Consider the following 17,730-nt stretch of genomic DNA (forward strand, 5'->3'; position numbering starts at 1 on the left):
CAGACTCCTAGATTCTGATCCCGGCATGCCGGGATCAACCGTAAGTGCATCTGAAGTCTTTGGAGTGACCCGTGGCTGCCAACTGCGACGTCTGCGGCAAGGGGCCGGGCTTCGGCAACAACATCTCGCACTCGCACCGCCGTACGCCCCGTCGCTGGAACCCGAACATCCAGCGTGTGCGTACCGTGGTGGGCGGGACGCCGAAGCGCGTGAACGCTTGCACCTCGTGCATCAAGGCCGGCAAGGTCTCGCGCTGACGCTCAGCTAGCGCGCGGCCACTGCTGGTTCGCTTACAGAGCCGGTCCACCTGAGGGTGGACCGGCTCTTTGCCGTGCCCCTTCGCTCAGGCCCCGGCCCGGAACCGCCAGCCGTGATCCACCGGCCCGATGCCCCCGCCGAGCGCGAAGCCGGCCGCGACGGCCCCCGTGACGTACTGCTTGGCCGCCGTCACCGCCTCCGGCACCGACCGCCCCTTCGCCAGCCCTGAGGCGATCGCGGAGGCCAGCGTGCAGCCCGTACCGTGCGTGTGCCGGTTGTCATGGCGCGGGGCCCGCAGCCAGTGCTCCTCGGAGCCGTCGGTGAGCAGATCGACCGCGTCCCCGGGCAGATGCCCGCCCTTGATCAGCACCCAGCGCGGCCCATAGGCGAGCACGGCCGCCGCGGCCCGCCGCAGCTCCTCCTCCGACTCGACCCGCACCCCCGTGAGCTGGGCCACCTCGTCGAGGTTCGGGGTGGCGACCGTCGCCACCGGCAGCAGCCTCGTACGGACGGAGTCCAGCGCCGAGGCGGCGAGCAGGGAGTCGCCGTGCTTGGAGACACCCACCGGGTCGACGACCGCCGGGGCGTCCGTCCCCGCGAGCAACTCGGCCACCGCCTCCACGAGTTCCGCGGAGGCCAGCATGCCGGTCTTGACCGCCTGGACGCCGATGTCGTCGACGACACTGCGGTACTGGGCCCGCACGGCCTCCACGGGCAGCTCCCAAGCGCCCTGCACGCCGAGGGAGTTCTGCGCGGTCACCGCCGTGACGACGCTCATGCCGTGCACGCCGAGCGCGAGCATCGTCTTCAGGTCGGCCTGGATGCCCGCGCCTCCGCCGGAGTCGGAGCCCGCCACCGTAAGGACGTTGGGGATCATGTCTCTATGTCTCCGAAGTGGTCCCAGCCGCCCTTGCTGGTCCACGGCGCTCCGTCGACCGTGACCTGGGGCAGCGCCGAGGGGTTGAGGACCTCGCCGATGACCTTCCAGCGGGCGGGCAGCTTCACGTCCGAGGGGAACGTCGCCACGATCGCGTGATCCTCTCCCCCGGTCAGCACCCACTGCATGGGGTCGACGCCGACGGCCTGCCCGATGTCGTTCATCTGGGTCGGGATGTCGATCGCCCCGGAGCGGATGTCGATCCGCACCTTGCTGGCCTCGGCGATGTGCCCGAGGTCGGCGATCAGCCCGTCGCTCACATCGCACATCGCGGTCGCCCCGAGCCCGGCGGCGGCCGGACCCGCGTGATAGGGCGGCTCGGGACGCCGATGGGCCTCCACGAACGCGCGCGGCGAGCGGAACCCCCGCGACAACACCGCGTACCCGGCCGCCGACCAGCCCAGCCAGCCGGTCACCGCGACGAGGTCGCCGGGCTGCGCGCCCGCCCGCGTCACGGGCTCCTGGTTGCGCAGATCGCCGAGCGCCGTGATCGACACCATGATCGAGTCGCCGCGTACGACGTCACCGCCGACCACGGCCGCGCCCGCCACCTGGCATTCGTCGCGCAGGCCGTCCATCAGCTCGCTCGGCCAGGTCACCGGCAGTTCGGCCGGGACGACCAGACCGAGCAGCAGCGCGGTCGGTACGGCGCCCATGGCGGCGATGTCGGCGAGGTTCTGCGCGGCGGCCTTGCGGCCCACGTCGTAGGCCGTCGACCAGTCCCGGCGGAAGTGCCGGCCCTCCACCAGGATGTCCGTACTGGCCACGACCCTGCGGTCGGGCGCGGCCACCACGGCGGCGTCGTCGCCGGGGCCGACCCGGACCGCCGGGGTGGTGGTCAGACGGGAGGTGAGCTCCCTGATGAGCCCGAACTCACCGAGCTCACCAACAGTGCCCTTCATCGCCCTCTCTCCCCTTCTGTCCCTGTGCATGCCCGGTCGCGAGGCAACTGGGGCCTCGCTACGGTCGAAGTGACCGTCATGTTCTGCCGGACCCGGGCCCCGGCGCGCAAGACCCGGTCCCCACGGGTCTCCCCGTGGTGAGCGGCGACGCGATACCGTGGCGTTCCTTTTCCCCACATGATCCTCGTGGCCGCCCTGGAGGTTCCGTGGTACAGGCGTACATCCTGATCCAGACGGAGGTCGGCAAGGCGTCGACCGTCGCCGAGACGATCAGCAAGATCCCTGGGGTCGTCCAGGCCGAGGACGTGACAGGACCGTACGACGTCATCGTGCGGGCCCAGGCCGACACCGTCGACGATCTCGGTCGCCTGGTGGTCGCCAGGGTCCAGCAGGTGGACGGCATCACCCGCACCCTGACCTGCCCGATCGTCCATATCTAGCCCCCGTCTACCCTGTGCCGGTGAACTCTTTCCGTCACCGGCACCGTTTTGTCTTCCGCATGTTCCGCCTGCCCGCTCTCGCGCTGTTGATCACTGTCGCGGGCTGCTCCTCAGCAGACGACAGCGCGTCGGCGGCGGTTCCCAGTCCGGGCGCCAAGGCCACCGAACTGTGCCGGAACCTGGACAAGGTACTGCCCGCGAAGGTGGACGGTGAGCGCCGCGAGGATCCCGAGCCCGCGTCGGCGCTGACGGCGGGCTGGGGCAGCCCGGCGATCATACTGCGCTGCGGTGTTCCGCAGCCGCCGAAGATGGTCGATCCGAAGGTGGCCGACGGACGTGATCCGGACGCGGTCGCCGGGGGTGTGAACGGGGTGGACTGGCTGATGGAGGAGCGCGGCGACGGGGGGCATGTCTTCACCACCGCCAACCGGGAGGCGTACGTGGAAGTACGCGTGCCGGACGGGCCGGACACCTCCGGGGTGCTGATCGATCTGGCCTCCGCAGTGAAGAAGGCGATCCCCGAGGGGATCGCCTCCTGACCTCTCCGGACGCCTCCCGCGACGCGCGGTCGCCTCAGCGCAGGCCCGTCGAGCGGCGCAGCGCCGCCTGCACCAGGCGGTCCACCAGCTCCGGGTAGGACACCCCGCTCGCCTGCCACATCTGCGGGTACATCGAGATGGGTGTGAAGCCGGGCATCGTGTTGATCTCGTTGATCACGAACTCGCCGTCCTCGGTGAGGAAGAAGTCCGCGCGGACCAGGCCCTCGCAGGACGCCGCGTCGAAGGCGCCGACCGCCAGACGCTGGACCTCGGCCGTCTCCTCGGGCGTCAGCGGCGCGGGCACGATCCCCGGCGTCGAGTCGATGTACTTGGCCTCGAAGTCGTAGTACGCGTGCGCCTCGGGCGTGGGGATCTCGGCCGGGGCGGAGGCCCGGGGGCCGTCCTCGAACTCCAGGACGCCGCACTCGATCTCGCGGCCCCGCAGCGCGGCCTCCACCAGGATCTTCGGGTCGTGGCGCTGGGCCTCGGCGATCGCCTCGTCGAGTCCGGAGAGGTCGTCGACCTTGGTGATGCCGATCGAGGAACCGGCGCGCGCGGGCTTCACGAACAGCGGCCAGCCGTGCTCGCCGGCGAAGTCGACGATCTTCTTGCGGGCGGCGGTCTCGTCCTGCTCCCACTCACGCGGGCGGACCACCACGTACGGGCCCACCTTGAGCCCGAAGGAGGTGAACACCCGCTTCATGTACTCCTTGTCCTGGCCCACGGCCGAGGCGAGCACACCCGAACCCACGTACGGGACACCGGAGAGCTCCAGAAGGCCCTGGAGGGTGCCGTCCTCGCCGTACGGGCCGTGCAGCACCGGAAAGACCACGTCGACCTCGCCGAGCGCCTTGGGAACCGATCCCGGCTCGCTGTAGACGACTTCGCGGTTGGCGGGGTCGACCGGGAGGATCACGCCGCCCTCGTCGGACTCGGCGAGCGCGTCGACGCTCGGCGGGCGCCGGTCGACGATCGCCATCCGCTCCGGTTCGTCCGCCGTGAGCGCCCAGCGGCCGTCCTGGGTGATGCCGATCGGCAGGACGTCGTACTTGGTCCGGTCGATGGCCTTGAGGACGGCGCCGGCGGTGACCACGGAGATCCCGTGTTCGGAGCTGCGCCCGCCGAACACGACGGCCACACGCGGCTTGCGAGGCGGCTGCTCGGGGCTCTGGGGGAGGTTCTCGGTGCTCATATCGGGTTGAGAGTACCCGTTGGTAGGACTGGGATACAGCGCCCCCGGCGTCGCGTCGCTCAGCGTCGTTCGGGCTTCGCGCTGCGCGACATCAGCTCCTTGAGGGCCACCACCGGAGGCTTGCCCTCGTGCACGATGTCCACGACCGTCTCGGTGATCGGCATGTCGACTCCGTGCCGCCGGGCCAGATCCAGCACCGACTCGCAGGACTTGACGCCCTCGGCGGTCTGCTTGGTGACCGCGATGGTCTCCTGCAGGGTCATGCCCTTGCCGAGGTTGGTGCCGAAGGTGTGGTTGCGGGACAGCGGCGAGGAGCAGGTGGCCACCAGGTCGCCCAGGCCCGCGAGTCCGGAGAAGGTCAGCGGGTCGGCGCCCAGGGCCATGCCGAGCCGGGTCGTCTCGGCGAGACCGCGGGTGATGAGCGAGCCCTTGGCGTTGTCGCCGAGGCCCATGCCGTCCGCGATGCCGACGGCCAGCCCGATGACGTTCTTCACCGCGCCGCCGAGTTCACAGCCGACGACGTCGGTGTTGGTGTACGGGCGGAAGTACGGCGTGTGGCAGGCGGCCTGGAGCCGCTGGGCGACGGCCTCGTCGGTGCAGGCGACCACGGCGGCGGCCGGCATCCGCGCGGCGATCTCCCGGGCCAGATTGGGCCCCGTGACCACGGCGATGCGCTCCGGGCCGACCTTGGCGACGTCGTCGATGACCTCGCTCATCCGCATCGCGGAGCCGAGTTCGACGCCCTTCATCAGCGACACGAGGACCGTGTTCGGGGCGAGCAGCGGGCTCCAGTCGGCGAGATTGCCGCGCAGGGTCTGCGAGGGGACCGAGAGGACCGTGAAGTCGGCGTCCGCGGCGGCTTCCGCGGGATCCGTGGTGGCCCGTACGTTCTCCGGCAGCTCGACGCCCGGGAAGTAGTCGGGATTGGTGCGGGTGGAGTTGATGGCCTCCACGAGCTCCGGACGGCGCCCCCACAGGGTGACCTCGCACCCCGCGTCGGCGAGCACCATGCCGAACGCCGTACCCCACGAACCGGCGCTCAGCACCGCCGCCTTGACCGGCTTGCTCACTTGCCCAGCCCCTCTTCCTGCGCCGACTGCACCGACTGCACCGATTCCTGCCCGCCCCGCTGTGCCTGCGCCTGGGTGCGGCGCCGCTGTTCGACCCGCTCCCGGCGCGGGTCGTAGGGCGTGGCGGGCGCCTTCTCCCCGCGGATCTCCTCGAGCTGACAGGTGACGGCGGCCATGATGACCTCGGTGGCTTCCTTCAGCAGGTCCGCCGTCATCTCCTGGTCGTAGAACCGCGAGAGGTCCACGGGCGGTCCGGCGAGCACGCGGTGCGTCTTGCGCGGCAGGAGGTGCGGCTTCTTCGCGTACGGCGGCAGCAATTCGTTGCAGCCCCACTGGGCGACGGGGATCACCGGGCACTTGGTCTCCAGGGCGACGCGCGCCGCCCCGGTCTTGCCGGTCATGGGCCAGCCCTCCGGGTCGCGGGTGAGCGTGCCCTCGGGATAGAAGGCGACGCATTCACCGCGGTTCACGGCGTCGATCGCGGCCCGGAATGCGCTGAGCGCGTCCGTGCTCTCGCGGTAGACGGGGATCTGCCCGGTACCTCGCATGGCGGCCCCGACGAATCCGCTCTTGAAAAGCCCGCTCTTCGCGAGGAATCGCGGAACGCGCCCGGTGTTGTACTGAAAGTGCGCGTAAGCGAAGGGATCGACGTGCGAATTGTGGTTCACCGCGGTGATAAATCCACCATCAGCCGGAATGTGCTCGATTCCGCGCCAGTCCCGCCTGAGCAGAACCACCAGCGGCGGTTTGCAGATCACCGCGGCGAAGCGGTACCAGAAGCCGATTCTGCGGCGGGGCACGCGGACACCTTCCTCTAGGGCCTGGAGCGGGGGCCACCGGGGGGCCGCACAAGTGTCGCCCCAGGCCGCCGGTCTGTCGAGAACACCGTACGCCCCGACCTGCCCGCCGCCCGAGGCCCCGGGTGACAATGACCGCGACAAGAGAGGGACGGAACACCTGTGCAGTGGACGTTGGTCGTACCCCTGAAACCCCTGGCCCAGGCCAAGAGCAGGCTTGCGGACACCGCGGACGACAGGCTGCGGCCGGGCCTGGCGCTCGCCTTCGCCCAGGACACCGTGGCGGCCGCGCTGGCCTGTCCCGCGGTACGGGATGTGGCAGTCGTCACGGACGACGCCCGGGCGGGCCGTGAGCTGGCCGTACTCGGCGCCGCGATCATCCCCGACGAGCCGGGAAGCGGCCTCAACGCCGCTCTCGCACACGGGGCGCGGATCATACGGTCCACTCGCCGGGAAAGTCCGGTGGCCGCGCTCAACGCCGATCTGCCGGCACTGCGCCCGCCGGAATTGACCCGGGTACTCGACGCGGCCGCTGAATTCCCGCGCGCATTTCTCCCGGACGCGGCCGCTATCGGAACGACCCTGCTGGCCGCTGCCCCGGGCCGTGAATTGCTCCCGGCCTTCGGCACCGATTCCCGGGCCCGGCACCGGGCGTCAGGGGCCGTGGAACTGGGCCTCGCCGACGTGGATTCCGTACGCCAGGACGTGGACACCGGCGACGACCTGCGCAACGCGCTGGCCCTGGGGGTCGGTCCTCATACGGCCGCGGCCGCCGCGCGGTTGCTGATCCCCGGGCAGTAGGCTGCGGCCATGCAGGCGACCGCGTACACGTACGACCCCGAAAGCCGCAGCGGACAGGTTCTTCTGGACGACGGCACCCCGGTGCCCTTCGACGCGCCGGCGTTCGACGCGGGGGGTCTCAGGCTGCTGCGCCCCGGGCAGCGCGTGCGTATCGAGGTGGAAGGCGCGAAGGACGACCTCAGGATCACTCTGGTGACGCTGCAGACCCTCTGACCTCTGCTTGAGCGGGCTTTTGAACGACCTCTGCGCGAACACGCCGCGGGCCGGACTCCATGTGGGAGTCCGGCCCGTCGCGTGAGTGACCCGGTGCCCTTACTTCTTGCGGGCGGTGGTCTTCTTGGCGGTGGTCTTGCGCGCCGTCGACTTCTTGGCGGGCGCCTTCTTGGCCGTGGCCTTCTTCGCCGGGGCCTTCTTGGCGGTGGTCTTCTTCGCGGCGGTGCTCTTGGCGGTCGCCGTGGTCTTCTTGGCGGGCGCCTTCTTCGCCGTCGTCTTCTTCGCGGCCGCCGTCTTCGTGGTCGCCTTCTTCGCCGTCGTCTTCTTGGCGGTGGTCTTCTTGGCGGCGGCCTTCTTCGCGGTCGCCTTCTTCGCGGCGGCCTTCTTGACCGTCGCGCCGGCACCGCCGGTCAGGCTGCCCTTCGGCGCCTTCTTGACCGAGACCTCGCCACCGCGCGGCAGCTTCTTCGAGCCGCTGACCAGGTCCTTGAAGCCCTGACCCGCACGGAAGCGCGGAACGGAGGTCTTCTTGACCCGAACCCGCTCGCCCGTCTGGGGGTTACGGGCGTACCGGGCCGGACGGTCGACCTTCTCGAACGAACCGAAGCCGGTGACGGAAACCCGCTCACCCGAGACGACCGCGCGGACGATGGCGTCCAGTACGTGGTCGACAGCATCGGCGGCCTGCTGGCGGCCGCCCATCTTGTCGGCAATCGCTTCTACGAGCTGCGCCTTGTTCACGTCTTCCCCTTCGGAGACATCGCCAGAACGAATGTGTTCAAGCTTTTTCGCACGTTAGGCAGATATATACCGCAAATCAAACACGAAACGGGCTTCTCACCCTTGTGCCGCAACGAACTCGACGGTGTCGTCCGGTTCAGCGTTCCTCGTCGGGGAGACGTCCCTCGTCGAGGTCCGCGGTGAACCGTTCCAGCCGCCTTGCCGCGTCGGCGAGATCGTGCTTGGCCGCGGCCGTAATGACCAGCAGCTTCCGGGTCAGCGCCATCCGTACGCCCTCCGGGACTTGCAGTGCGCGCACCCTTGCGTGCGCTTCCTTGAGTTGGTCCGCGACTGCCGCATAGAGCTCGAGTTGGCCGTCGTGTTCCATGCACAGATTGTGCCATCTGGGGCGAGTTGTCGCCTGCGCAGGGGACAACTACCGCCGCAAACGGCCTTCCTGGCACGCGCGGAAGTCACGGCTGTACACCTCGCGTACCCCGGCAACCACCCGCATAACGTGGGAAGTTGAGCGTCACCCTCCGGGCGGACAGGGCCGTTCGGGTGCAGACACGGCTGTACCCCCGATCGGGCTGATCGGGGGTACAGAGGGGGTGTTGCGGTGGCCGAAAGTCGCCTTGTTCAGAGGCGCCGCACCGTGCTCGGGATCAGAGCTGGATCGTCTGCGGCTTGAACACGGGACGCTTCGCCTCGTACGCGGCGATGTCTTCCTCGTTCTGGAGGGTGATCGAGATGTCGTCGAGGCCGTTCAGCAGCCGCCAGCGAGAGTTCTCGTCCAGCTCGAAGGAGGCGGTGACGCCCTCGGCGCGCACCTCGCGGGCGACCAGGTCGACGGTGATCTCGGCCTGCGGGTCCTTCTCGGCGAGCTCCATCAGCGCGTCCACGATCTTCTGCTCCAGAACCACCGTGAGCAGGCCGTTCTTGAGCGAGTTGCCGCGGAAGATATCGGCGAAGCGGGAGGAGATCACGGTCTTGAAGCCGTAGTTCTGCAGCGCCCAGACGGCGTGCTCACGGGAGGAGCCGGTGCCGAAGTCGGGGCCGGCGACCAGGACGGTCGCGCCCTGCCGCTCGGGCTGGTTGAGCACGAACGACTCGTCCTTGCGCCAGGCCTCGAACAGCCCGTCCTCGAACCCGTCGCGCGTGACCTTCTTGAGCCAGTGGGCGGGGATGATCTGGTCGGTGTCGACGTTGCTGCGGCGCAGCGGGACGGCCCGGCCGGTGTGGGTGGTGAAGGCTTCCATGGTTCTCAGACTCCAGCGGGCGTACGGTCGTCGGCGGACAGGTCGGCCGGGGAGGCCAGGTGGCCGAGGACGGCGGTCGCGGCCGCGACCTGCGGCGACACCAGGTGCGTCCGGCCGCCCTTGCCCTGCCGGCCCTCGAAGTTGCGGTTGGAGGTGGACGCGGAGCGCTCACCCGGGGCCAGCTGGTCGGGGTTCATGCCCAGACACATCGAGCAGCCCGCGTGCCGCCATTCGGCGCCGGCGTCCTTGAAGACGACGTCCAGACCCTCGGAAACGGCCTGCAGACCGACCCGCGCGGAGCCCGGGACGACCAGCATCCGTACGCCGTCGGCGACTTTGCGGCCCTTGACGAGCTCGGCGGCCGCGCGCAGGTCCTCGATGCGGCCGTTGGTGCAGGAGCCTACGAAGACGGTGTCCACCTTGATGGAGCGCAGCGGCTGCCCGGCCTCCAACCCCATGTACTCCAGGGCCTTTTCGGCGGCGAAGCGCTCCGATGCGTCTTCGTACGAAGCAGGGTCGGGGACGGACGCCGAAAGGGGTGCGCCCTGGCCGGGGTTGGTGCCCCAGGTGACGAACGGCGCCAGCTCGGTGGCGTCGATGACGACCTCGGCGTCGAACTCGGCGTCCTCGTCGGTCCTGAGCGTCTTCCAGTACTCGACGGCCGCGTCCCAGTCGGCACCCTCGGGGGCGTGCGGGCGGCCCTGGAGGTACGCGAACGTGGTCTCGTCGGGGGCGATCATGCCCGCGCGGGCACCGGCCTCGATCGACATGTTGCAGATGGTCATGCGGGCTTCCATCGACAGCTTCTCGATGGCCTCGCCGCGGTACTCCAGGACGTAGCCCTGGCCGCCGCCGGTGCCGATCCGCGCGATGATCGCCAGGATCAGGTCCTTGGCGGTGACGCCGTCGGGCAGCTCGCCGTTGACCGTGATCGCCATGGTCTTGGGGCGGGACATCGGCAGCGTCTGGGTGGCCAGCACGTGCTCCACCTGGGAGGTGCCGATGCCGAACGCCAGCGCGCCGAAGGCGCCGTGCGTGGAGGTGTGCGAGTCGCCGCAGACGACGGTGGTGCCGGGCTGGGTCAGGCCCAGCTGGGGGCCGACGACGTGCACGACGCCCTGCTCGACGTCGCCCAGCGGGTGCAGACGCACGCCGAAGTCGGCGGCGTTCTTGCGCAGCGTCTCCAGCTGAACCCGGGAGACCGGGTCGGCGATGGGCTTGTCGATGTCGAGGGTGGGGGTGTTGTGGTCCTCGGTGGCGATGGTGAGGTCGAGGCGCCGGACCTTGCGGCCGCTCTTGCGCAGACCGTCGAAGGCCTGCGGGCTGGTCACCTCGTGCAGCAGGTGCAGATCGATGAAGAGAAGGTCGGGCTCGCCCTCGGCGCGCCGGACGACATGGTCGTCCCAGACTTTCTCCGCGAGTGTCCTACCCATCGCTGTTCCCTCCGGCCGACGACGATCCGCCGGCCCAACTAGAGATCTTGAGGAGGCGGGCCCGCGCCCCTGGATTCCGGGCATCCGCCGCCAGGCCCGTACGTCACGGGCCGTTGTGACTTCGTGTCTTCAAGAGTGGCGGGTTCCACGGAAAATTGAACTTGCGTTTCACAGAGTGAGACGCGAGTATCGTTTCATGGACAACAGTAGCGGCGTCGGCGTTCTGGACAAGGCGGCCCTCGTCCTGAGCGCTCTGGAGTCCGGTCCGGCCACCCTCGCGGGCCTGGTCGGCGCTACCGGACTGGCACGACCCACGGCCCACCGCCTGGCCGTGGCCCTGGAACACCACCGCATGGTGGCGCGCGACATGCAGGGCCGTTTCATTCTCGGCCCTCGCCTGGCAGAACTCGCAGCGGCGGCGGGTGAGGACCGTCTCCTCGCCACGGCCGGCCCGGTGCTCACGCATGTCCGTGACATCACGGGCGAGAGCGCGCAGCTCTACCGCCGCCAAGGCGACATGCGGATCTGCGTGGCCGCGGCGGAGCGTCTGTCCGGACTGCGGGACACCGTCCCGGTCGGTTCGACGCTCACGATGAAGGCCGGCTCCTCGGCACAGATCCTGCTGGCCTGGGAGGAGCCGGAGCGGCTGCACCGGGGTCTGCAGGGCGCCCGCTTCACGGCGACGGCCCTGTCGGGCGTACGGCGCCGGGGCTGGGCCCAGTCGATCGGCGAGCGCGAGCCGGGCGTCGCGTCCGTCTCCGCGCCGGTGCGGGGGCCGTCGAACCGGGTGGTGGCGGCCGTCTCCGTCTCCGGGCCGATCGAGCGTCTGACCCGTCACCCGGGGCGGATGCACGCCCAGGCCGTGATCGACGCCGCCGGGCGCCTCTCCGAGGCGCTGCGACGCACTGGCTGAACCGACGGGGTGTTCTCGGGGAAGGTCGGCCTCAACGCCGCGGCAGGCTTTTCCCCGACCAAGCGCCATGACAGGGACGGTTTCGTCGTCGGGTGCGGGCCCGGAAGTGGTTGCTCGCGCAGTTCCCCGCGCCCCCAAACGACAGGGCATACGAAAAGGCCCCCCACCGAAGTGGAGGGCCGTTCTCTGTTGTACCCCCGACCGGATTCGAACCGGCGCTACCGCCTTGAGAGGGCGGCGTGCTAGGCCGCTACACAACGGGGGCGTGGAGCCTGCAGGCGTTTAGTACTACACCGCCGCAGGTCCGAGCTGGTCTACCTGGACTCGAACCAAGACTAACTGAACCAGAATCAGTCGTGCTGCCAATTACACCATAGACCAATGTGGTTTAGACCAGTCAGTACCCCCGACCGGATTCGAACCGGCGCTACCGCCTTGAGAGGGCGGCGTGCTAGGCCGCTACACAACGGGGGCCCTAGCAGTTCCGAGATGATCGTCGATCTTCCGGAACCCTGTACCCCCGACCGGATTCGAACCGGCGCTACCGCCTTGAGAGGGCGGCGTGCTAGGCCGCTACACAACGGGGGCCTTGCAGATGAGCTCTGCGAGCTGGCCTACCTGGACTCGAACCAAGACTAACTGAACCAGAATCAGTCGTGCTGCCAATTACACCATAGGCCACTGGAACGCAAGCCCCTGAGGGGGTTCTTGTTCTAGTAGTGCGCCTGGGGTTCCTGCCTTTCGGCCCGCTCCCCGCGGCGCAGGAAGAACATTACCTGAAGGTGGACGGGGCTCCAAAACGACTATCCGGGCCGAGCAGTGAGGGCAGTTCGGCGAGGGAGGCGATGCGGTGCGGACCGACGGGCGGCTCGATCGTGGCGTACAGGCCGCCGCGGTCGATCCACACCGACAGCAGCCCGGCTTCGGCGGCGCCGCGCCCGTCGATCTCCGGGTGGTCACCGACGTAGGCGACCTGGTGCGGCGGCAGATCGAGGGCCGTGCAGGCGGCGAGGAAGGCGCCGGCGTCGGGCTTGGAGACGCCGAGTTCGGCGGCGCACAGGATGCTCTCGAAGCGGTCGTGGACGCCGAGGACGCGCAGCTTGTGGTCCTGGACGTGGATGCTGGAGTTGGAGAGCACGGCGTGCCGGTGGCTGGCGGCGAGGGCGTCGAGGACGGGCAGGACGTCCGGGAAGAGGGTCCAGACCTCCTCGTAGCGGTCGCGGTAGCGCCGGAACCACGCGTCGGCCTCGTCGTCGGTCAGCTCCCGGCCCAGGAACACCCGTACGCGGTCGCGCCGCTGGGCCTCGAAGGTGGCCTCCCCGGCCGCGAAGCGCGCCCATTGCAGGTCGGTGATCTCCCGCCAGCGGGCGAGGGCCTGCTCGACGGTGCCGTAGTCGTCGAGGAGGCCCTCGGTCGTGAGGTGGGCGCGCATGCCGAGGCGGTCGGCGGTGGTGTAGTCGAAGAGGGTGTCGTCGACGTCCCAGACCACGGCTTGGATGCTCATGCTCCGACCGTACCCACCGCGTCCCGCGCTCAGCCCAGGTTCATCGTGCCGGAGAGCGTGAGGTCCGGTCCCTGGTCGTCGCGGGGGTGGGCGGTGAGCTTCCAGGTGTAGGCGCCGGAGGGGGCTCCCGCGCCGGTGCCGGTGGTGCCGTCCCAGGCGGGGCGTACGGCGGCTCCGGTGGAGGTGCCGGTCAGGGTGCGGACGGTGGTTCCGGAGGCCGTGGTCAGGGTGAGGGTCCAGGTGGAGGGCTTGTTGAGCTGCCAGACCGGTGACCAGGGGAACGATCTGCCGATCACGGACGGCGAGTAGACCTGGGCCTCCGTCTGCGCGAGCGGTGAGGTGGGGACGCCGCTGGGGACGATCGACACCTCGCCGTAGGTGCCGTTGAGGTAGGCGATGTGGCCGCCGAAGCGGTCGACGGCCCAGCGGCCGTTGCTGCCGCCGGTGTTCTGGTCCGTGGCCGGCAGTTTCACCAGGGTGCGGGTGGTGGCCGTCCCGGTGTGGAAGTCGGTGAGCAGCAGGTCGTGGGTGGCGCGGTTCTCGCGGAGCAGGAAGCCGTCGGCGAGGCGGGCCGGGCCGGTGTCGGCCGGGACCGTGATCCTGCGGCCCGTGGCCCGGTCATAGACGCCCGCGGAGCTGCCGCAGGACCAGTAGAGCCAGGTGTTGACGGCCTGGATGTCGGTGGGGGTGCAGGGGGCGCCGGTGGCGAGGGTGGTGGTCGTGCCGGTCTTGAGGTTGCGGCCGGTGACCTCGCCCTGGGTGCTGCCCGGGGTCCACAGGGTCTGTCCCCAGACGGCGGCGGCGGTGCGGTCGCGGGTGAGGGTGGTCTCGCCGCCGGTCGCGCCGCGCGGGAAGTCGACGATCCGCTGCTTGCCGGAACCGCCGTTGTAGAGCACGTAGCGGCCGGTGCCGCCGCCGATCCGGCCGCCGGAGTCGCCGTCCGTGGCCTCGCTGAGCGTGGTGGTGGTGTCGAGGCCGACGTTGAGGACGGATTCCTGGCCCGTCCCGTCGGTCCAGAGCTGGCCGACCCGGCCGTCGCCCAGGGCCTCCAGCTGGGGGCAGGCGGCGTCGCCGGAGAGGCAGGTGGGGGCGGTGAGGGCCGGGCTGCGGCGGGTCTGCCGGCCGGTGGGACGGCCGTCGGAGGCGAGCTGGAAGCCGTTGTAGCGGAGCGAGGCGCCCGGTGTCGCGCCGTAGAGGAACAACTCGCCGCCCGCGACGGCCAGTCCCTGCACTCCGGTGGAGGCCGCGGGGACCCGGGCCACCTTGGTGGTGGTGAGGCCGCCGCTGTCGGTGAGGGTGATCCGGTGGATGTCCCAGTCGAGGCTGGAGGGGCCCGCGGTGGCCAGGGCTCCGCCGTCCAGGGTGGGGCCGATTCCGCCGAAGGACGAGGGGAGCACGGTGCTGGAGGCGCCCGTGACCAGGGAGCGGGCGGTCAGGGCGGCCTCGGTGCCGCCCAGGACGAACATCGGGTTGCCGAGCAGGAGTTGGTCGCCGACGACGGCTTCGAGCTGGGCGTCGGTCCTGGTGAGGGCGGTGGGCTCGGTGCCGGGTCCGGCGTCCACCCGGATCGCCTTCCAGTCGGCGACCAGCCAGCGGTCGTTGAAGGCGAGCTGCGGGGTGGCCTCGGCGGTGGTGACGTACGTGCGGAAGGCGCCGTCGGAGAGGTCGACCAGGCCGACGGACGTCTTGCCGTCCAGCGCGGAGACGATCGCGAGATGGGTGACCGAGCCGCCGGTGCGGTAGTGGACGGGCCGGGCGCCCGTCGGGAAGCCGGTGACCGGGGTGTCCGCGGTGGTCCCGCCGGCGGTGGCGCGCAGGACGTGCAGGGCGCCGGTGCCGTCCATGGTCAGCACGCTCCAGCCCACGGCGGCGCGGTAGGCCTGGCCGGAGGGGATCGTGACGGTGGCGGTGACGCCCGTGGAGCGGTGCCGCTGGGTGACGGTCTGGCCGGCGCGGGTGCTCATCACGTCGGTGCCACTGGCCAGGTCGTCCGGGCCGGCGTGGGCGGGCGGGACCGTGTCGGGGTGGTCGACCGTGGTGACCGTGGTGGTTCCCGGCCGGTACTGGAAGCCGGAGGCGCCGGCCCACGGGTAGTCGACGGTCACGCGCTTCTCGGTGACGAGGCGCACCGTGCCCACCGGCGCCTCGGGCTCGGGTGCCGCCTGCGCGGGTGTGGTCAGCACGGTGCAGGACAGGGCCACCACCCCGCCGACGGCCGCGTGGACAAGTCTTCGTGAACGGCTCATGGCCTCTCCCCCGGTACCAGGGCGCACACGCACACCGTGTGCACGAGGGACATCCAAGGTCCCCTCGGGGAGCCGGAGTCGGCCGGAAGGATGAACTCCGGGTGACGGCTGGGCGGACACGACGAGGGCAGCGTCCGAAGCGGACGCCGCCCTCGTGGTGGGTGGTGCGTTACGCGGCCAGCTTCGCCAGCGCCGCGTCGATCCGGGCCAGGGTCTGCTCCTTGCCCAGGACCTCCAGGGACTCGAACAGCGGCAGGCCGACCGTGCGCCCGGTGACGGCGACGCGGACGGGGGCCTGGGCCTTGCCGAGCTTGAGGCCGTGGGCCTCGCCGGCGGCCAGGACGGCCTCCTTCAGCGACTCGGCGGAGGTCCAGTCGGCGGCCTCCAGCTTCTCGCGGGCGGTGCGCAGAAGGGCGTCCGAGCCCTCCTTCATGGCCTTGGTCCAGCTGGCCTCGTCCACCGCCGGCTCCGGCAGGAACAGGAAGTCGACGTTGTCGGTGATCTCGGAGAGCACCTTGAGGCGGGTCTGCGCGTGCGGCGCGATGGCCTGCCACTTCGCCTCGTCGAAGGCCTCCGGGGCCCAGGGGGCGAAGGGGGCCCGCAGCCACGGGGCGCAGCGCTCCGTGAAGTCCTTCACGTCCAGCAGCCGGATGTGGTCGCTGTTGATGGCCTCGCACTTCTTCAGGTCGAAGCGGGCCGGGTTGGGGTTCACGTCGGAGATCTCGAACGCCGCGATCATCTCGTCGATCGAGAAGACGTCCTGGTCGGCCGAGAGGGACCAGCCGAGCAGGGAGAGGTAGTTGAGCAGGCCCTCGGGGAGGAAGCCGCGCTCCCGGTAGAGGTTGAGGGAGGACTGCGGGTCGCGCTTGGAGAGCTTCTTGTTGCCCTCGCCCATGACGTAGGGCAGGTGGCCGAAGGAGGGGGTCTCCTTGGCGATGCCCAGCTCGGTCAGCGCCTTGTACAGGGCGATCTGCCGCGGGGTGGAGGAGAGCAGGTCCTCGCCGCGCAGGACGTGGGTGATCTCCATCAGGGCGTCGTCGACCGGGTTGACGAGCGTGTAGAGCGGGGCGCCGTTGGCGCGGACGAGCCCAAAGTCCGGGACGTTCTCCGGGGTGAAGGTCAGCTCGCCGCGGACCAGGTCCGTGAAGGTGATCGTCTCGTCGGGCATCCGGAAGCGGACGATCGGCTCGCGGCCCTGGGCCTGGTACTCCTCGACCTGGGCGTCGGCCAGCTCGCGGCAGTGGCCATCGTAGCCGGAGGGCTTGCCGGCGGCGCGGGCGGCCTCGCGGCGGGTGTCCAGCTCGTCCTGGGAGCAGTAGCAGCGGTAGGCGTGGCCGGCGTCGAGCAGCTTGGCCGCGACGTCCTTGTAGAGGTCCATGCGCTGCGACTGACGGTACGGCGCGTGCGGGCCGCCGACCTCGGGGCCCTCGTCCCAGTCGAAGCCCAGCCAGCGCATCGAGTCGAGCAGCTGGGTGTAGGACTCCTCGGAGTCGCGGGCCGCGTCGGTGTCCTCGATGCGGAAGACCAGGGTGCCCTGGTGGTGCTTGGCGAACGCCCAGTTGAACAGGGCGGTGCGGACCAGGCCCACGTGGGGGTTACCGGTGGGCGACGGACAGAAACGGACGCGTACGGGAGTGCCGGGTGCGCTAGCCACGCTTGACAACCTTGTTGGTGAGAGTGCCGATGCCTTCGATGGTGACGGCGACCTCGTCGCCGACGTTCAGGGGGCCGACCCCAGCCGGGGTGCCCGTGAGGATCACGTCGCCGGGGAGCAGCGTCATGGCCTCGGAGATGTTGACGATCAGGTCCTCGACCGAGTGGATCATCTCGCTCGTACGGCCGAGCTGGCGCTGCTGGCCGTTGACCGTGAGCTGGATGGTGAGGTCGGCCGGGTCCAGGTCCGTCTCCACCCAGGGGCCGAGCGGGCAGGCGGAGTCGAAGCCCTTGGCGCGGGCCCACTGCTTCTCGCGCCGCTGGACGTCGCGGGCGGTGATGTCGTTGGCGCAGGTGTAACCGAAGATCACGTCCCGGACGCGCTCGCGCGGGACCTCGCGGCACATCCGGCCGATGACGACGGCCAGCTCGGCCTCGTGGTGCACCTCCTCGGAGAAGGAGGGGTACTGGATGTCGTCGCCGGGGCCGATCACCGAGGTGGAGGGCTTGAAGAACGCGAAGGGGGCGTCGGGGACCTCGTTGCCGAGCTCGCGCGCGTGCTCCGCGTAGTTGCGGCCGAAGGCCACGACCTTGTTGGGGAGCACCGGCGGCAGCAGCCTGACCTTGCTCACCGGCACCTTCGTACCGGAGAGTTCGAAGTCCGCGAACGGGATGCCCTTGATGATGTCCAGGACGAGCTCGTCCTGCTTTTCGCCCTCGATGGCGCCGAAGGCGACGTTCCCGTCGATGGAGAATCTGGCGATGCGCACGGGTGGCTTGGCCCCTTGACTGAAGCGGCTGGAGTCTGACGCTCCAGGCTAACGCGGGCGGGTGTCCGCGCCGCGCTCATGAT

19 protein-coding genes and 5 tRNA genes are annotated in these 17,730 nt (G+C 70.2%); 6 read left to right on the top strand and 18 right to left on the bottom strand.

What is annotated here, in order from left to right:
* Positions 1-71: 71 nt before the first annotated feature.
* A complete protein-coding gene (gene rpmB, locus NNW99_RS09795) occupies positions 72-257 on the top strand; it encodes a 50S ribosomal protein L28 (RefSeq protein WP_004924906.1) in 186 nt (61 codons plus the stop codon).
* An 86-nt stretch (positions 258-343) separates the two neighbouring features.
* On the opposite strand, the gene thiD is transcribed toward rpmB, so the two are convergent.
* Together thiD and NNW99_RS09805 are read right to left on the bottom strand one after the other, a co-directional pair.
* Complete coding sequence (gene thiD / locus NNW99_RS09800) at positions 344-1,135, bottom strand: bifunctional hydroxymethylpyrimidine kinase/phosphomethylpyrimidine kinase (RefSeq protein ID WP_215118318.1); 792 nt, start codon at positions 1,133-1,135, stop codon at positions 344-346.
* Entirely contained in the window at positions 1,132-2,097 is a 966-nt protein-coding gene (locus NNW99_RS09805; protein ID WP_215118319.1) for a thiamine-phosphate kinase, read from the bottom strand. The genes thiD and NNW99_RS09805 overlap by 4 nt, the downstream gene beginning before the upstream one ends.
* Positions 2,098-2,303: 206 nt before the next feature.
* Between NNW99_RS09805 and NNW99_RS09810 the strand changes: the two genes are divergently transcribed.
* Together NNW99_RS09810 and NNW99_RS09815 are read left to right on the top strand one after the other, a co-directional pair.
* On the top strand, positions 2,304-2,537 hold the full coding sequence (locus NNW99_RS09810) for an Lrp/AsnC family transcriptional regulator (protein WP_215118320.1): 234 nt from the start codon (positions 2,304-2,306) through the stop codon (positions 2,535-2,537).
* A 20-nt stretch (positions 2,538-2,557) separates the two neighbouring features.
* A complete protein-coding gene (locus NNW99_RS09815; protein WP_370869125.1) occupies positions 2,558-3,076 on the top strand; it encodes a DUF3515 domain-containing protein in 519 nt (172 codons plus the stop codon).
* A 34-nt stretch (positions 3,077-3,110) separates the two neighbouring features.
* Here the strand turns inward: NNW99_RS09815 and NNW99_RS09820 are convergent, their stop codons facing one another.
* The 3 genes from NNW99_RS09820 to NNW99_RS09830 are packed head-to-tail and all read right to left on the bottom strand — an operon-like array spanning position 3,111 to position 6,138.
* Positions 3,111-4,268 carry a D-alanine--D-alanine ligase family protein gene (locus NNW99_RS09820; RefSeq protein ID WP_215118321.1) on the bottom strand — a complete coding sequence of 386 codons (1,158 nt, stop codon included), beginning with the start codon at positions 4,266-4,268 and terminating at the stop codon, positions 3,111-3,113.
* Positions 4,269-4,327: 59 nt separating this feature from the next.
* Positions 4,328-5,338: an NAD(P)H-dependent glycerol-3-phosphate dehydrogenase gene (locus NNW99_RS09825; protein ID WP_215118322.1), complete on the bottom strand. Its 1,011-nt coding sequence runs from the start codon at positions 5,336-5,338 to the stop codon at positions 4,328-4,330.
* On the bottom strand, positions 5,335-6,138 hold the full coding sequence (locus tag NNW99_RS09830) for a 1-acyl-sn-glycerol-3-phosphate acyltransferase (RefSeq protein ID WP_215118323.1): 804 nt from the start codon (positions 6,136-6,138) through the stop codon (positions 5,335-5,337). The genes NNW99_RS09825 and NNW99_RS09830 overlap by 4 nt, the downstream gene beginning before the upstream one ends.
* Before the next feature lie 159 nt (positions 6,139-6,297).
* Here NNW99_RS09830 and cofC point away from each other — a divergent pair, with 159 nt between their 5' ends.
* Positions 6,298-6,936: a 2-phospho-L-lactate guanylyltransferase gene (gene cofC, locus NNW99_RS09835; protein WP_215118324.1), complete on the top strand. Its 639-nt coding sequence runs from the start codon at positions 6,298-6,300 to the stop codon at positions 6,934-6,936.
* A 9-nt stretch (positions 6,937-6,945) separates the two neighbouring features.
* A complete protein-coding gene (locus NNW99_RS09840) occupies positions 6,946-7,149 on the top strand; it encodes a hypothetical protein (RefSeq protein ID WP_184598572.1) in 204 nt (67 codons plus the stop codon).
* A 99-nt stretch (positions 7,150-7,248) separates the two neighbouring features.
* On the opposite strand, the gene NNW99_RS09845 is transcribed toward NNW99_RS09840, so the two are convergent.
* The 4 genes from NNW99_RS09845 to leuC all read right to left on the bottom strand — a co-directional run bounded on the left by NNW99_RS09845 (position 7,249) and on the right by leuC (position 10,561).
* Positions 7,249-7,890, bottom strand: coding sequence for an HU family DNA-binding protein (locus NNW99_RS09845; RefSeq protein ID WP_215118325.1), 642 nt, complete (start codon positions 7,888-7,890; stop codon positions 7,249-7,251).
* A 136-nt stretch (positions 7,891-8,026) separates the two neighbouring features.
* Complete coding sequence (locus NNW99_RS09850; protein WP_215118326.1) at positions 8,027-8,257, bottom strand: hypothetical protein; 231 nt, start codon at positions 8,255-8,257, stop codon at positions 8,027-8,029.
* A 277-nt stretch (positions 8,258-8,534) separates the two neighbouring features.
* Positions 8,535-9,128 carry a 3-isopropylmalate dehydratase small subunit gene (gene leuD, locus NNW99_RS09855; protein ID WP_215118327.1) on the bottom strand — a complete coding sequence of 198 codons (594 nt, stop codon included), beginning with the start codon at positions 9,126-9,128 and terminating at the stop codon, positions 8,535-8,537.
* A gap of 5 nt (positions 9,129-9,133) precedes the next feature.
* The gene (leuC, locus tag NNW99_RS09860; RefSeq protein WP_215118328.1) at positions 9,134-10,561 is read right to left on the bottom strand and encodes a 3-isopropylmalate dehydratase large subunit; all 1,428 of its coding nucleotides are present in this window, start codon (positions 10,559-10,561) and stop codon (positions 9,134-9,136) included.
* A gap of 196 nt (positions 10,562-10,757) precedes the next feature.
* On the opposite strand from leuC, the gene ndgR reads away from it, so the two are divergent.
* A complete protein-coding gene (gene ndgR / locus NNW99_RS09865) occupies positions 10,758-11,474 on the top strand; it encodes an IclR family transcriptional regulator NdgR (RefSeq protein ID WP_184598579.1) in 717 nt (238 codons plus the stop codon).
* A gap of 192 nt (positions 11,475-11,666) precedes the next feature.
* On the opposite strand, the gene NNW99_RS09870 is transcribed toward ndgR, so the two are convergent.
* The 9 genes from NNW99_RS09870 to NNW99_RS09910 form a co-directional block, all read right to left on the bottom strand.
* Positions 11,667-11,739: transfer RNA gene (locus tag NNW99_RS09870), tRNA-Glu, on the bottom strand.
* Positions 11,740-11,783: 44 nt separating this feature from the next.
* A tRNA-Gln gene (locus tag NNW99_RS09875) sits at positions 11,784-11,855 on the bottom strand.
* Positions 11,856-11,875: 20 nt separating this feature from the next.
* Positions 11,876-11,948: transfer RNA gene (locus tag NNW99_RS09880), tRNA-Glu, on the bottom strand.
* Positions 11,949-11,989: 41 nt separating this feature from the next.
* A tRNA-Glu gene (locus NNW99_RS09885) sits at positions 11,990-12,062 on the bottom strand.
* 21 nt (positions 12,063-12,083) lie between these two features.
* Positions 12,084-12,155, bottom strand: a tRNA-Gln gene (locus tag NNW99_RS09890).
* A gap of 91 nt (positions 12,156-12,246) precedes the next feature.
* On the bottom strand, positions 12,247-12,978 hold the full coding sequence (locus NNW99_RS09895; protein WP_215118329.1) for an HAD family hydrolase: 732 nt from the start codon (positions 12,976-12,978) through the stop codon (positions 12,247-12,249).
* Between the two features lie 29 nt (positions 12,979-13,007).
* A complete protein-coding gene (locus tag NNW99_RS09900) occupies positions 13,008-15,224 on the bottom strand; it encodes a FlgD immunoglobulin-like domain containing protein (RefSeq protein ID WP_215118330.1) in 2,217 nt (738 codons plus the stop codon).
* A 169-nt stretch (positions 15,225-15,393) separates the two neighbouring features.
* Positions 15,394-16,878, bottom strand: a complete 1,485-nt coding sequence (gltX, locus tag NNW99_RS09905; RefSeq protein ID WP_215118331.1) for a glutamate--tRNA ligase — start codon at positions 16,876-16,878, stop codon at positions 15,394-15,396.
* Positions 16,871-17,647, bottom strand: a complete 777-nt coding sequence (locus tag NNW99_RS09910; protein WP_215118332.1) for a fumarylacetoacetate hydrolase family protein — start codon at positions 17,645-17,647, stop codon at positions 16,871-16,873. The genes gltX and NNW99_RS09910 overlap by 8 nt, the downstream gene beginning before the upstream one ends.
* Positions 17,648-17,730: the final 83 nt, after the last annotated feature.

Source organism: Streptomyces sp. CRCS-T-1 (assembly GCF_024442335.1).
Taxonomy (GTDB): domain Bacteria; phylum Actinomycetota; class Actinomycetes; order Streptomycetales; family Streptomycetaceae; genus Streptomyces; species Streptomyces koelreuteriae.